A 14,060-nucleotide genomic window follows, 5' to 3' on the forward strand; every position below is an offset into this window, starting at 1 on the left:
CTTTTATGGCGGGAAAGAAAAGCTCAGTCGAAATGGCTGTCAATCCGCCATGAAGACGAGGGCGGCGTTGGTCAGCTTCAGGCGCTGTCCGTCCAGGCGAAGAGCAGGGGCGCTTCGCGGAAAGCGAAGCGGTCGAGATGGGATGCGACAACCTGCTTCATGCGTTCAAGGCTCTCGCTGTCGCCAGCCTCGATGCGGACGTCGAGCGCGTCGCCCGTCGCCGCCATGATCGCAACCGAGCCAGAGGGAAAGTTCACGCGACCCTTCTCGGGAGTGAACTCGACCTCCATCTTGTGCGCCCAATGCTTGCAGAGCTGCTGGAGATAACGGCTTCCATTCGCCGTGGGCACGCGTGCGCTGGTGTGGGTCATCGTCTCGTTCCGGTCCATCCCCGGCAGATATGGCCGCGCTCCGGCGTTCTCAAGACGACGCGCGCCCCGCGGGCGTTCAATCGATCACCACGCGCCGGACCGATTGCGCGCCGCAGTGGTGCCAGCGATAGGCCTCTTCGGGCTCGCCCAGCCGTCCCCGGCACCAGCCCTTCGCCTGCGCCTTGATCTGGACCTCCTCGCGCCGCCGGCAGGCCAGGGCCGTTTCCATGTCATCTCGCCCGCCGAGGCGGCAGGTCTGGTCGGCGCGCTGCCAGATCACGAGCAGATCCTGCGGGCCGCCAACCTCGTTCTGGGCGGCCCAGAGGGGCGTCGAGAAAGCGATCATCGAGAACAGAGCGGCCGCGCGCATTCAAAAAGGATGCGCGACGGAGGTTTCGCGAGAGTAAACCGCGCTGACCCGCGAATAGAAGAAGGGGTGTGATCGTGCGAAAGCCCGGGCGCGTTCGCTATTTGGCTACAGAGCAGCGGTCGGACACGCTATCGTCACGCGCCTGCAGCACAGGCCGAAATCGAAGCCGAACCCTGATTCCGGAAGAGAGAAGATGCGTCCGATTGTCGATACATTGGTTTCGCGGCTTGAGCCGGCGTCGCCCGACGCGTTGAGGGCCGCGCGCGGCGGGCCACGCACGGAGGCGCATCATCGCGCCTGCTGCGACATGGTCCCGGCGATCGACGTGCTGGAGTTCAAGGCGCCTGCGAAGCCCGCGACGCCGTCGGCGCGCCTTCGCGTCGCAGCATGGAATGCGGAACGCTGCATGTTTCCTGCCCCGTCGCGTAAGCTGCTGTCGCAGGTCGATGCTGACATCGTGCTGCTGACCGAGATGGATCAGGGCATGGCCCGCGCGAACAATCTTCACACGACGGCGGAGATGGCGGCGGACGGCGCCGGATTCATATTCGGCGTGGAGTTCGTGGAGCTCGGACGCGGCAGCATGCGTGAGGCTACGCTCAATCCTCATCTTGAGAATTCAGCCAGCTTTCACGGCAACGCCATTCTGTCGCGATTGCGGCTCGCCGACGCCTTCATGGCGCGGCTCGACGATGGCGGCGCCTGGTATCACGGCTCCTCAGGCGATCACGAATTGCGACTCGCGGGTCGCAACGCGATCGTCGCGCGCATCGAAGATGCGCCGTTCCCGCTCTGGGTCGCGAGCATACATCTGGAAAGCGCGAGCGACGCCGATGATCGCGCGCGGCAGACCAAGCGCCTGCTCGATGTGATGAGCGAACGCATCGGCGACGCCGCTGCGATCATTGGCGGCGACTTCAACACCAACGAGCTTCGCGCCGAAGGAGATTACGGAGAGATGTTTGGGCAAGCGGAAATGCGTGAGCCGCTCTTCCGCCATCTGCGCGAAGCCGGGTTCGGCTGGGCGACCGTGAACACGCGTGCGATCAGCCAGCGCACGCGGCCTGACGGGGAGCCGCGGCCGCCTTTCGCGCGGCTGGACTGGCTGTTCGTCCGCGGCCTGACCGGCTTGGCCCCGCAAACCGTCGCCGCCATCGATGCGGCGGGATATGCGATCTCCGATCATGAGCTGATCGCCGCCGATTTCGATCTTGGCGAATAGTGGCGCACGCGAATGCGATTGGTCGCGCGGGCGGCGGCGCGGAGCAAGATTGAACCGGGCGCCCTTCATTTGATCGCTCTCTCAATCGAGCGCTGGTCAGCTTCGCGCCACTGTATCCTTTGAGGGCTGGTCTTCCGGCGGTGGCGCGACAGCGGCCAGGAAAGCGCGGGCTCTTTCGAGAGTCTGGATCAGGCCGTCCAGTTCGGCGGCGGTGAATCCGATCCATCCGAGAGGCCGGGCGTCCTCGAACAGCGTCAGACGCACGCTGTCAGTCTCATGATCCACCGTGACGTTCAGATCCATCTTCGCCATACCTGCCTCCGCTCTGACAGAGCGAGGCAAGCATGATTTTGATCCGAGGTCGAAGCCCTGAGGCGGCGCAAGAATCTTAGAGCGGTGAATCCCGCGCGTCGCGGGCTTACCGAACCTCGCCAACGTTTCGGCGCGCGCGGCGCTGCATCGCCGGCAATATCCTGCCTGCCTGACAGGCGGTCCCAACACCAAAAGCCGTGGACCCTGTTGACGCCCTCTCATTCCGCTCTTCATATAGTCGGCAAATGAATGGGAGGAGTTTGATGGGGCGCTTATCGGATTTTCGGTCCGGCTTTCTTGCGTTGGCGGGCGCGGCGCTGGCGTCGCTCGCAACGCCCGCCACCGCGCAGCAAAATCTCGTGATGTATTGCGGCGTCCAGGAAGAGTGGTGCCGCGCCATGTCGCAGGCGTTCGAGCGCGAGACGGGCGTCAAGGTCGCCATGACGCGCAAGAGCGCCGGCGAGGTCTACGCCCAGGTCAAGGCCGAAGCGTCCAATCCGCGCGGCGACATCTGGTGGGGCGGCACCGGCGATCCGCATCTGCAGGCGGCCGAGGAGGGGCTGCTCGAGGAATATACGTCGCCCATGAACAAGGACCTGCATGACTGGGCGATCAAGCAGTGGAACGCCGGCAAGCGCCGCACCATCGGGATTTACTCCGGCGCGCTCGGCTTCGGCTACAACACCAAGCTGATCGCCGAGAAGAAGCTTCCCGAGCCGAAATGCTGGGCTGATCTCCTCAATCCCAAGCTCAAGGACGAGGTGCAGGTCGCTGACCCGAATTCGTCGGGCACCGCCTACAACCTTCTCGCGACCGTGGTGCAGCTCATGGGCGAGCAGAAGGGCTTCGATTATCTCAAGGCGCTGCACAAGAACGTCAACCAGTACACCAAGTCCGGCGCTGCGCCGGCGAAAGCCGCCAGCCTTGGCGAGACCTCGATCGGCATCGTCTTCATCCATGATGCGGTGGTGTTTGCGGTTGAAGGAGCGCCGATCAAGGCTGTCGCGCCCTGCGAGGGCACCGGCTACGAGATCGGCTCCATGTCGATCATCAAGGGCGCGCGCAATCTCGAGAATGCGAAGAAGTTCTACGACTGGGCGCTGACGCCCGCCGCACAGGCGCTCGCGGGGCCCGCCAAATCCTATCAGGTGCCGTCCAACAAAAATTCGGCCGTGCCGGCGCAAGCGCCGAAGATGAGCGAGATCAAACTCATCGACTATGACTTCGTGAAGTATGGCTCGTCCGATGAGCGACGCCGCCTGCTCGCGAAGTGGGACGCCGAGGTGAAGAACCTGCCGAAGTAGCGCCTTCCGCAGGAGCGATGATCATGAACTTTGAACGGACATGGGTCCGCGCCGCGCTTGTTTGCGGCGCGGCGCTGGCGGCGTCACATCAGGCGGCGTCAGCGCAAGGGCAGGTCACTGTCTATTGCTCGATTCTCGAGGAGCAGTGCCGCGAGGGCGCGGCGATCTTCGAACGGAAGACCGGGATCAAGGTCTCGATGATCCGCAAGAGCACAGGCGAAGTCTACGCGCAGGTGAAGGCCGAGGCTTCTAACCCCAAAGGCGACGTCTGGTGGGGCGGACCCGGCGAATCCCACCTTCAGGCCGGCGGCGAGAGTCTGCTGGAAGAATATCGCTCGCCAGTTGCGGGGCAGCTTCGCGATTGGGCGAAAGCGTTCACCGAGAAGACCGGGTACAGGACGTCGGCGATCTATCTCGGCGCGCTGGGAGTCGCCTACAACACGGACGTTCTCAAGAAGCGTGGAATCCCCGAGCCGAAGTGCTGGGCTGACCTGCTCGACGCCAGGCTGAAGGATGAAGTGCAGGTGGCGGACCCCGCTTCGTCGGGGACGGCCTACGTGTTCCTCGCGACCACCATTCAACGCCTTGGCGAGGAGAAGGGCTTTGAATTTCTCAAGGCGCTGCACAGGAACGTCAATCAATACACCAAATCGGGCATCGCTCCGCTCAAGGCCGTGACGACGGGCGAGACTGCGGTCTCAATCGGGTTCATCCACGACATGTACACGCAGATGCTGCAGGGCGCTCCGATCAAGGCCGTCGCTCCGTGCGAAGGCACAGGCTACGAGACCGGCGCCGTGTCAATGATCAAGGGGGCGAAGAATCCCGACGCTGCGAAGAAGTTCATCGATTTCGCGCTCTCGCCGGATGCGCAGGAGATCAATACGAAGCTCAGGATTTTCTCTATTCCGTCCAACACGACGACGACCGTGTCGGCGGAAGGGCCGGATTTCGCGCAGTTCAAATTGATCGACTACGACACTGCCAGGTGGGGAACGCCTGTCGAGCGATCGCGTCTGCTCAAGCGGTTTGAGTCGGGCGTGAAATCGCTGCCGAAGTAGTGGTCGTGAGGGGGCGGGTCGCCGGGGAATGAACAGTTCGACGAGAGGGGCCATTCTCGCGGGCGCGACAGCGTATGTGCTCGCGCCCTGGCACATGACCGAAGACAGTTTGCTCAGTCTCGCGACGTGGGGCGGCTATCCCTTCGGCCGCGCCGGGTCGGCGCTGGCGCTCGGGCTGTCCAGCGAGTGGTGGTTGTTGCCGATCCTCGCGCCGATCCTTGTTTCGCTCTTTGCGCTCTCTCTCAAAAAGGATGACGCGCGCCTCTCGCCGATGCTTGTCTGGGCGGGCGTCGCCGGGCTCGCATTGATGATCATCGAAGGATTCGCGATCCGTCATCGCGGCTACGGATTCGACTGGATCAAGGCGATCCTCGGAAGCGAAGGGCCGAAGCAGGCGGGCATGGGGCTTGGCGCGTTCGTGACGGCGTCCGCCTTCCTTGTCATGCTCTGTCACGGCCTTGCTTATCGTGGCTTCTGTCGCGGCGACGTGTTCATCGTAACGTCGATCGGCGCCATCATCGCACTGATCGCGGTGTTCGTGTTCATGCCCGTCGTGGCGGTGTTGCAAAGCGCGTTCCTCGATCTGTCGAGCCGGCTCGCCCCGCTCGAATTCCTCGGCAAGCTTTTTGACAATTCAGTATGGGGCCTTGATTGCCTCGGCGGCGGCGCGCGCTGCGGCGTGGCCTGGAACACGCTTTTCCTCGCGATTCTTGTCGGCGTGCTGTCGACGGCGCTCGGGCTCGCCTTTGCGTTGATCGTGACGCGCACGGGTTTCCGCGCCAAGGGCGTCCTGCGCGTGCTGACGGTGCTGCCGATCATCACGCCGCCCTTCGTGATCGGCCTTGCGCTGATCCTTTTGTTCGGCCGCTCCGGCGTCGTCAGCGCCTTCCTTTCCGATTGGTTCGAGATTCCGCGTTCGCGCTGGATCTATGGACTGCCCGGCGTGCTGATCGCGCAGCTTCTCGCCTTCACGCCGATCTCCTTCCTTGTGCTGATCGGCGTGGTGCAGGGCATCAGCCCTGCTCTTGAAGAGGCGACGCAGACCTTGCGGGCGACGCGCTGGACCGCGTTTCGCACGGTGACGTGGCCGCTGATGCGGCCGGGTCTCGCCAACGCATTCCTTCTCGGCTTTGTCGAGAGCATGGCCGACTTCGGCAATCCGCTCGTGCTCGGCGGAAATTTCGAGGTGCTGTCGACCAAGATTTTCTTCGCCGTCGTCGGCGCCGCCGTCGATCCCGGCCGCGCGGCGGTGCTTGCGATCATTTTGCTCGCCTTCACGCTGGCGGCCTTCTGGCTGCAGAATTTCTGGCTTGGAAAGAAGAGCTACACGACTGTCACCGGCAAGGGGGATACGGGCCTGCCGCAACCGCTGCCGAAAGGCGTCGCCATCGCGAGCTACGCCACGGCGATTCCGTGGGCGATCCTGACCGTCGTCATCTACCTCATCATTCTTGTCGGCGGCTTCGTGCGCACCATGGGACGCGACTACACGCCGACGCTCGAACATTATCTCACCGCATTCCGCGTCGAGCAGACCGAGCGCGGCCTGTTCTTTTCCGGCTCCGCCTGGAATTCGCTCATCACGACGCTTGAAGTCGCCGGCGTCTCGGCGCCGCTGACCGCCGTGATCGGCATCCTCACGGCGTGGCTTCTCACACGCAACCGCTTCGCCGGACAGCGCGCCTTCGAATTCGGAACGATGCTGTCCTTCGCGATTCCCGGCACTGTCGTCGGCGTGAGCTACATTCTCGCGTTTAACATTCCGCCGATCGAACTGACGGGCGGCGGGTTGATCCTCATCATCTGCTTCGTTTTCCGCAATATGCCCGTCGGCGTGCGTTCGGGAATCGCCGGGTTGTCTCAACTCGACAAGTCGCTGGACGAGGCGTCGCTTACGCTCGGCGCGCGCTCCTTCACGACCTTGCGCAAGGTCGTGTTGCCGCTGCTGCGGCCGGCGATCATTGCGTCGCTGGTCTATTCCTTCGTGCGCGCCATGACAGCGGTGAGCGCCGTGATCTTCCTTGTGTCGGCCGAATATAATCTGGCGACGAGCTATATCGTCGGCCGCGTGGAAGCCGGTGAATTCGGGCTCGCCATCGCATATTCATCTGCGCTCATCGTCATCATGATCATGGCGATCGGGCTTATTCAGCTCGTGGTAGGCGAGCGTCGGCTTGGCCGCCGCCAGAGCAACGAGTTCGTCGTCGGCGCGGGTTGAAAGGAAGTCACTGATGAGCCGCAGCGGCCCCGCTTCCGTCGAATTCCGCAACGTGTCGAAACGCTATGGCGGCGTCACCGCCGTCGCCGACGTGTCCTTCACCATCGAGCCGGGAACGCTGGTGACGCTGCTCGGGCCGTCGGGTTGTGGCAAGACGACGACGCTGCGCCTGATTGCGGGCCTCGAAATGGCGAGCGAGGGGCAGATCATCATTGGCGGGCGCGACGTCACCAATCTCTCGGCGTCCGAACGCGACGTCAGCATGGTGTTCCAGAGCTACGCGCTTTTCCCGCACATGTCGGTTCTCGACAATGTCGCCTACGGCCCGACGGTCAGCGGGCAGCCCAAGGCGAAAGCGCGCGAGATGGCGATCGAAAAGCTCGGCCTCGTTGGCCTCAAGGGCTACGAAACCCGCATGCCCTCGGAATTATCGGGCGGCCAGCAGCAGCGCGTCGCGGTCGCTCGCGCGCTGGTTCTTGAGCCGCAGGTGCTGCTGTTCGATGAGCCGCTTTCAAATCTTGATGCTAAACTCCGCCGCCGCGTGCGCGAGGATATTCGCCGACTGCAGCGCGATCTCAATCTGACAGTGGCCTATGTCACGCACGATCAGGAAGAGGCGCTCGCCGTTTCCGATCGTGTGATCGTCATGTCGAATGCGCGGATCGCGCAAAGCGGATCGCCGCGCGAACTCTATGAGGAGCCGGCGAGCCTGTTCGTCGCCGATTTCATTGGTGATTCCAACATCCTCGATGTGGACATCGCATCGGTTTCGGATGGTCGCGCCCGCGCGAGGCTTCAATCCGCCAGCCTCGACCTGCCGAGCCGCGGCGCAAAGCCGGGCGCGGCGAAGCTCGGCGTGCGTCCGGACGCGATCCATCTCTCTACGTCCGCGGCGCCTGATGCGCTCGCCGGAACGGTCAAGCACGCGGCCTATCTCGGGAAACATATGGAATACACAATCGCGGTGGGCGCGATCGAGCTGTTCGTCGTCGACAAGCGTGTGAAGCAGCCGTTCGTCGTGGGCTCCGATGTGTTCGTCGGATTCGACGCGGGTGGCGTGATCATCCTGCCGAGCTGACGGAGCGTCGGCGTCAGCCCTATGTCGCCGGCGAAGCTGCGATGCGGCTCTCCAGCAAGCCGCCGGTCCGCTCCAGCACTGGATAAGCCGCCGCCGCGACGACATGGGAGTTGATCAGCTTGATGTCGCGCAGGAGATCGAGATGCAGCGCGCTTGATTGCGCGCTGTCGCGTTTGCCCTGGCGGAGCTGGGTGAAATGCGCCTCGCGCGCAGCGGCCTCGGCGGCGCGAAAAGCGACCTTCTCCTCGGCGAGTTTGAGCGCCGCGCGCTGATCCTCGGTGACGAACAGGGACGCGGCCGTTCGCAGATTGGCGATCAGCCTGTCGATCATTGTCGTCAACTCGTCCTGATCCGCTTTCGAGAAGGCCAGGCCGCGCTTGAAGCGCTTGGCCGCATGGGGCAGCAGGTTGCGATCGACGACATCGGCGGCCTGTTCGAGATTGGTGATGAAGGCGAGAATCTCGTCGACGCGCCGTTTGTCTGCGTCGCTCATGTCGGCGGGATCGAGCGAGGCGACGAAGGTCTTCACCGCCAGATTGAGCTTGTCGACGACGTCATCGAGCCGGCGGGTGACGACCATTGAGCGGCGGTCGCCGTCGATGAGCGCGCCGCGCGCACCGCGCAACATTTCATCGAGCACGTCAACGATCCGAAGCGCCTCCCGCGCCGCGCCTCCCAACGCGACGAAGGGCGTCTCCTTGGCGCCATGATCGAGATAAAGCGGACGCGCCGGGTCTGCCGGATCGGGCTGATCGGGAAACAGCTTCCGCAACGACGCTGCGTAGAGGTCGAGCGCCGGCAGAAACAGGATCGCCAGCGTGACGTTGAAGAGCGTATGAAAATTGGCGACCGCGCGGGCGGGGTCCGGATCGATGGCTGACATCGCCTGGGAGATCAGCGGCATGGCGGCGAGAGCCAGCGCGACGCCGATCACGCGGTTGAACAGATTTCCGAAAGGCAGTCGCTTGGCGGCGGGGTTGTTCGCGCCGCTGACCGTTTCCGTGACCGGATTGATCGCTGTCCCCAGATTGGCGCCGAGCGCCAGCGCAAACGCCGCCTCCGGCGCGACCACGCCTTTCGCCGCCAGCGACATGACGAGGAGCACGACGGCGACGCTGGAATGCGCCGCCCAGGCCACGCCCGCGCCGACGCAAACCAATAGAACGGGATTGGATGACAGCACGCGAAGCGCCGCTCTCACGCCGGACATGTCGGCAATTGGCGTCATCGCATCGAGAAGATGATGAAGCGCCAGCAGCATCAGCCCGACGCCGATGAAGACGCGACCGAGGTCATGAAACTGTGATCGGGAGTCTCGCCTGAAGATCACGACGCCGATCAGCACAAGCACCGGCGCGACTGCCGCCACATCGAACGAGAAGGCCTGGACGATCAGAGTCGTTCCGACATTCGCGCCAAGCATCACCGCCAGAGCCGGAGCGAGTTCGACAAGCCCGGCGGCGGCGAACCCCGCAGTCATCAATCCGGTTGCGGTGCTGCTCTGGAGGGCCGCCGTGACGCCGACGCCGGCCCCGAAGGCGTAAAGGCGATTGCCGAGCGCTGATCCCAGCATCGCCCGCAAGCGGGCGCCGAAGGCGCGCTGCACGCCGGTCTGCACCATATGGGCTCCCCAGAGGAGAAGCGCGACGAAGCCGCAGAAATCGAGCAGCGTCTTGAACAAACTCATTCCTTCAGTCGTTCCTCCGCTTGTCCCGCGATCGAAGCCGGGCCTGCCGCGACGGCTGTCTCGCTGGTGAATCACGAACGCCGGCGCAAGCCGGATCGGCGAAGTATAAATTTAGTTTGCCGGCTTTTCAATGGCGTGCGAAAACGCCGTCCGGCGCCCCGCCTTCCGTACTGACGCCGGCGAAGATTCGTTCAGGCAGTCCGCATTGAAGCAAGATCGGCGTCCGAAGGCCTCGCTGAGGCGTCGTTTGATTGCGATTGGCCGGCGCATCTGCGCGGAAACCGAGGGAACGCGTTCGCTCGATGGCGAAGGAGAAGAAAGCGCGGAAGGGTAGAAAGCCGGCGGAGGCCGAGGCGCGGCAGGTCGCGGCGCTTCCCTACAAGCGCACCAGAAAAGGCGCTCTCAAGTTTCTTGTGATGACGTCGCGCGGCACGAAGCGTTTCGTGATTCCCAAGGGCTGGCCGATGAAAAAACTCCGCGATCACGATGCGGCGGCGTTGGAGGCTTTCGAAGAAGCGGGCGTTCGCGGCAAGATCTCGCGCCGACCGCTTGGGGTATTTCTCTACTGGAAGAGAATGAGCCGCGCCTTCAAGCTCGTCGAAGTTGATCTCTTCCCGCTCAGGGTGACGCGGCAAGCCAGGAAGTGGCTCGAGAAAGGTCAACGTGAGATGGCCTGGTTGACTGCCGAAGACGCCATCCTGCTGCTTGATGAGCCAAGGCTGAAAACGCTGATCCGCGAGTTTGTGGACAGGCAGGAATCTCGCGGCGCGGAAGGCAAAATCAAGCGATCCAACGACGCTCTGCTGGAATAGCTGCGCTTGGCGCCAGAGGCCGCGGCGATCAGCTCCTTTGTGCGAAGGCGAATTTTCCAGAAGCAGTCATCTCCTCCAATCCTGAGGCAAGCGGCTTGCTCGACGCTTCCTTTGCGCGATTGATCTTACGAACTATGCGCTAACGCCGCGCATGGGAGAGCGCGATGCGAAACGCATGACAGCATTTGGCGTTGAACTACCGATTGTCAGCGCCGGCGGCGGTCATCGCGCCAGGATCGGCCGAGCAGGCGCAGCTCGCGCAACAATCTCTCAATCAGCCCGATCCGGATATCGGTCACGCCAGTTGGCTTGCGCAAGCTGTTATGGGGCATTGCGGTGAGATGGCGATGTATGACGGAACGGCGTGGATCGTTATGCTGCAGCCGCGACGTCAGCGTTGCGAGCGCGCGCCGCCGCCGCGCCGGCAGCGGCTACGTCAGCGTTTGCGCCGATCGTCTGCACCGCGACCGTTGAACTCGCGAACTCGATGCCGTTTTCCGAGAAAGCCTGGACGATGCGCTTCATCGCAAGGCGTTGAATGAAACTTGGATTCTGGGGTTTCACGGTAAACTTTACGCGGACGACCAGCGCGTTATCGGCGATATCCGCAATTCCCTGCAGTTTGACGGGGGCAAGGAACTCATCCTTGACTTCGGGATCTTCAAGCATCGCGAGACCGACTTTCTTCACGGCCTTCCGTACTTTCTCAAGATCCGCGTCGCGAGCGAGGCGAAGGTTGAATTTTACGGTGGCCCAGTCACGGCTGAAATTTGTGATCTGGCCGAGCTGCCCAAAGGGGATCGTGTGAACCTGACCGTTTTGGTGTCGAAGTTTGATCGATCGCAGCGTAAAACCCTCGACGGTTCCTTTGGCCTTGCCGCAATCGATGTATTCGCCGACGCGGAAGGCGTCATCAGCGAGATAGAACATACCCGAGACGATATCCTTGACGAGCGTTTGGCTGCCGAAGGAGACCGCCAGTCCCAAAACCGACGCGCCGGCGATGAGCGGCGTGATGTTGACGCCAAGCTCCGTCAAAACGAGAAGGGCCGCGATGATCGCGATGCCGACACCGGCCGCGATCCGGAACAAGGGCGCGAGCGTCGCCAGTCGCGTCGCGCCGGGAGGAGGTGCTGAATCCTCATCCACTATCAGGCCAACGGGTCGCGGGGGCGAAGGCCGGATCGGCGCCGATGCCGAAGTTCGGGGCGAAGTCCAAGACATGGGGAAAGACCTATGAGGTCGAAGCCGAACGCAAGGACGATTGGAAAGCGCCCTAAGCCGTCGCTCATTGGCCCAAAATCGTTCTCAAAAGCCGACACCTGCAGCAATGGGCGCGGCTAACCCGTTCAAGCCGTGAAAAATCATAGAGGCGGGTCAATTCCAGTCCACTTCGCCGAGCGTAGATTGCGTCTCGCCGACTTCGGCCTGGCGCAGATTGACGAGATCGACTTCCAATCACACCATTGCGTGGGCCAGGCTGCGGAGGCAGGGGGTGGACGCTAGCGATCTCGCGTTGCTCGAATTGCTGTACCGCGCCGTGGGCGATCCAGACGCTTGGACAGCCGCAATCGCCGGAATGGCTCAGATAATGCGTGCGGGCCACGCCCACTTCATGGCGTTTCCATCCGCCGATGCGCCGCCTTTCATGCAAACGGTCGGGCTGGGAGAGGATGACATTGAAAGATTTGGTTCGCCGAGAAGCTGGGCGCTCTGGAAGCCTTATCAATATGTGATGCCACGCAACCGACCTGTTCTTCAAGGAGAGATCATTCGCGATGACCAATTCGAGCGAAGCGACTTTTACAACGAGATCGTGAGGCCATCGGGCGGCTTCTACAGCTTGACGCTGCAGCAAGAAGCGGCGCCCTCCATTTGGCAACTGACGTTCTGCCGGCCTCGCAAGGCAGGAGAGTATACCGACCACGAGGCGACGCGGCTCAGCCGCATCATCCCGCATCTTGCCTCAGTCTTTACATTGCACAGCCGGCTGAAGCTGGCGGAAGAGCGCGCGTTGGGATTGTCGAAGGCGCTCGACCGCCTGGACGACGGCGTCTTGCTGGTGGGAGGCTCGGGCGCGGTGGATTTCGCCAACGCCAGCGCTCTGCGTTTGCTCCTTGATCCTTCTGCTTGGTTGCTGCAAGCGCGAGTGGTCGAGCGCGTCGGCGCGGACCGCCGGCTTCGCCTGAGGGATGTCATTTGCGAACTGCGGGCTGATCCAAGCCGCGCAAGCCGGCGTCTGTATGGAGAGGAACCGACGCAATCGGGCGGGTGGTTGATCATCGACGTCATGTCGCTGATTGGATTCGATTTAACGATGCCCGGCGTTTCGGCTCCTCAGCTTGCCGTCTTCATTCGGCGAACTGGCGCTTGCGCTGATCTTGACCGGCGCGCCGTCGAAGATATTTATCATTTGACGCCTCGCGAGAGCGAGATCGCAGCGCTGCTGGCGCGGGGCCGTGGTCCGCTGGAGATCAGCAGGACTATCGGCCTGACGGAGCAGACTGTCCGTTTTTATCTCAAGCAGATTTTTGCCAAGACAGGGACGGGAGGTCAGACCGGTTTGGTTGCAACGCTGCGGCCATATATGGCCCCGCAACGATAGAAAGCGCCGCAGCGGCGGAGCAGATGTCGAACTGACCCGGCGACGTTGAGGCGACCAATCCTCGGTTGCCGGGCAGGCTTCTCGTTTGGCGGCGAATGCTCTCAGTCAGGCGTCGCCGACAGCGGGCCCGGAATAACGAAATTGCCTCAAAACGTGTTCGCCTTGGCTCTACTGATGAAAAAGCCATGGCCATCATCTCGCTTGCAGGTCAAACCGGCTTGCTCGGACGAGCAGGTGAAGGGCGTTTGTTTCCAGGTGCCGCCATAGGCAAGCACCGGCGCGTCGCTGCAGCACGGTTGTTCGCCCGGATTCTCGATCATCACCGCCGGACCATGCGCGCCGAGGCCAAAGTGAAGATAAGTGGGTTGCGCGCGATCGCACGACAACTCTGCTTCATTTTTGGGCGGCTTATAGGTCGGCGTTCCGCCGGCCGGGGTATAGATGCATTCGATATTGTTCGATGGCACCGTGAAGTTGAAGCCGCCATATTGATCGGCCGCGATTGGCGCCTTCGTTAAATTCTGCGCCACAGACGATGCGCCGCCAGTTAAAGCGAAACATCCGGCGATGAACACGGAGAGCGCACGACGCTCAAGACTATTCCTCATCTTTGAAATCCGTCGGTTTTCCCTTGAGAGTCAGTGTCCATGAGGTGGCGCGGTCGGCTGACGTCGGTCCGCGCTCGCATCCGTTGGCAGCGCGTGATGGCTCCAACCCTGTGAGAACGAGGCGCCCCCTGGCGTCGAGCTTCGCGTTGCCCGTCGCTTCATAGCGCAATGGCGGGCAATTGGCCTTGTAGGAAAATGCTTCGCCGATCAGCCGATCGCCCTTGCGGCTGCCTTGCCATAGAGTGGCCCCGGCCGAAATTCCAAGTGCGCGAGCTTTCGAAGCAGGGAGCTTTTCGACGAGCAGCGTCCGGTCCGCGTCACGCGATTCCATGCGCAGCGTCATATCCCCCAATAGCCAGAGCGAGATATGAGCGGTCTGCGCAAAGGCTACGCTGCAGCCCGCCATTCCCAA

Annotated in this window: 14 protein-coding genes; 7 read left to right on the top strand and 7 right to left on the bottom strand. The window is 62.7% G+C overall.

Annotation, left to right across the window (positions count from 1 at the left end; translation table 11 throughout):
* Nucleotides 1–77 precede the first annotated feature (77 nt).
* Both L8F45_RS06315 and L8F45_RS06320 read right to left on the bottom strand, forming a co-directional pair.
* Nucleotides 78–371 (bottom strand): DUF2218 domain-containing protein, encoded by a 294-nt coding sequence (locus tag L8F45_RS06315; protein ID WP_342362033.1) that lies wholly within the window; start codon nucleotides 369–371, stop codon nucleotides 78–80.
* A gap of 76 nt (nucleotides 372–447) precedes the next feature.
* The gene (locus L8F45_RS06320) at nucleotides 448–741 is read right to left on the bottom strand and encodes a hypothetical protein (protein WP_342362034.1); all 294 of its coding nucleotides are present in this window, start codon (nucleotides 739–741) and stop codon (nucleotides 448–450) included.
* 193 nt (nucleotides 742–934) lie between these two features.
* Between L8F45_RS06320 and L8F45_RS06325 the strand changes: the two genes are divergently transcribed.
* The gene (locus tag L8F45_RS06325) at nucleotides 935–1,963 is read left to right on the top strand and encodes an endonuclease/exonuclease/phosphatase family protein (protein WP_342362035.1); all 1,029 of its coding nucleotides are present in this window, start codon (nucleotides 935–937) and stop codon (nucleotides 1,961–1,963) included.
* Nucleotides 1,964–2,059: 96 nt separating this feature from the next.
* Here the strand turns inward: L8F45_RS06325 and L8F45_RS06330 are convergent, their stop codons facing one another.
* Nucleotides 2,060–2,275, bottom strand: coding sequence for a hypothetical protein (locus L8F45_RS06330; protein ID WP_342362036.1), 216 nt, complete (start codon nucleotides 2,273–2,275; stop codon nucleotides 2,060–2,062).
* 263 nt (nucleotides 2,276–2,538) lie between these two features.
* Here L8F45_RS06330 and L8F45_RS06335 point away from each other — a divergent pair, with 263 nt between their 5' ends.
* Genes L8F45_RS06335 through L8F45_RS06350 form a run of 4 tightly spaced genes read left to right on the top strand, consistent with a single transcriptional unit; the run spans nucleotide 2,539 to nucleotide 7,936 of the window.
* Complete coding sequence (locus L8F45_RS06335; protein WP_425329988.1) at nucleotides 2,539–3,579, top strand: ABC transporter substrate-binding protein; 1,041 nt, start codon at nucleotides 2,539–2,541, stop codon at nucleotides 3,577–3,579.
* Nucleotides 3,580–3,602: 23 nt separating this feature from the next.
* Nucleotides 3,603–4,640 carry an ABC transporter substrate-binding protein gene (locus L8F45_RS06340; protein WP_342362037.1) on the top strand — a complete coding sequence of 346 codons (1,038 nt, stop codon included), beginning with the start codon at nucleotides 3,603–3,605 and terminating at the stop codon, nucleotides 4,638–4,640.
* Nucleotides 4,641–4,668: 28 nt separating this feature from the next.
* On the top strand, nucleotides 4,669–6,858 hold the full coding sequence (locus tag L8F45_RS06345) for an ABC transporter permease (RefSeq protein WP_342362038.1): 2,190 nt from the start codon (nucleotides 4,669–4,671) through the stop codon (nucleotides 6,856–6,858).
* A gap of 13 nt (nucleotides 6,859–6,871) precedes the next feature.
* Nucleotides 6,872–7,936 carry an ABC transporter ATP-binding protein gene (locus tag L8F45_RS06350; RefSeq protein ID WP_342362039.1) on the top strand — a complete coding sequence of 355 codons (1,065 nt, stop codon included), beginning with the start codon at nucleotides 6,872–6,874 and terminating at the stop codon, nucleotides 7,934–7,936.
* 19 nt (nucleotides 7,937–7,955) lie between these two features.
* On the opposite strand, the gene L8F45_RS06355 is transcribed toward L8F45_RS06350, so the two are convergent.
* The gene (locus tag L8F45_RS06355) at nucleotides 7,956–9,623 is read right to left on the bottom strand and encodes a Na/Pi cotransporter family protein (protein WP_342362040.1); all 1,668 of its coding nucleotides are present in this window, start codon (nucleotides 9,621–9,623) and stop codon (nucleotides 7,956–7,958) included.
* 416 nt (nucleotides 9,624–10,039) lie between these two features.
* Here L8F45_RS06355 and L8F45_RS06360 point away from each other — a divergent pair, with 416 nt between their 5' ends.
* On the top strand, nucleotides 10,040–10,435 hold the full coding sequence (locus tag L8F45_RS06360; protein WP_342362041.1) for an NUDIX hydrolase: 396 nt from the start codon (nucleotides 10,040–10,042) through the stop codon (nucleotides 10,433–10,435).
* Nucleotides 10,436–10,807: 372 nt separating this feature from the next.
* Here the strand turns inward: L8F45_RS06360 and L8F45_RS06365 are convergent, their stop codons facing one another.
* On the bottom strand, nucleotides 10,808–11,527 hold the full coding sequence (locus L8F45_RS06365) for a mechanosensitive ion channel family protein (RefSeq protein WP_342362042.1): 720 nt from the start codon (nucleotides 11,525–11,527) through the stop codon (nucleotides 10,808–10,810).
* A gap of 403 nt (nucleotides 11,528–11,930) precedes the next feature.
* Here L8F45_RS06365 and L8F45_RS06370 point away from each other — a divergent pair, with 403 nt between their 5' ends.
* Nucleotides 11,931–13,040, top strand: coding sequence for a helix-turn-helix transcriptional regulator (locus L8F45_RS06370; protein WP_342362043.1), 1,110 nt, complete (start codon nucleotides 11,931–11,933; stop codon nucleotides 13,038–13,040).
* Nucleotides 13,041–13,186: 146 nt separating this feature from the next.
* Here the strand turns inward: L8F45_RS06370 and L8F45_RS06375 are convergent, their stop codons facing one another.
* Both L8F45_RS06375 and L8F45_RS06380 read right to left on the bottom strand, forming a co-directional pair.
* On the bottom strand, nucleotides 13,187–13,615 hold the full coding sequence (locus L8F45_RS06375; protein ID WP_342362044.1) for a DUF6636 domain-containing protein: 429 nt from the start codon (nucleotides 13,613–13,615) through the stop codon (nucleotides 13,187–13,189).
* A gap of 22 nt (nucleotides 13,616–13,637) precedes the next feature.
* Nucleotides 13,638–14,054: a hypothetical protein gene (locus L8F45_RS06380; RefSeq protein WP_342362045.1), complete on the bottom strand. Its 417-nt coding sequence runs from the start codon at nucleotides 14,052–14,054 to the stop codon at nucleotides 13,638–13,640.
* Nucleotides 14,055–14,060: the final 6 nt, after the last annotated feature.

The organism is Terrirubrum flagellatum, assembly GCF_022059845.1.
In the GTDB taxonomy this organism is placed as follows: Bacteria; Pseudomonadota; Alphaproteobacteria; order Rhizobiales; family Beijerinckiaceae; genus Terrirubrum; species Terrirubrum flagellatum.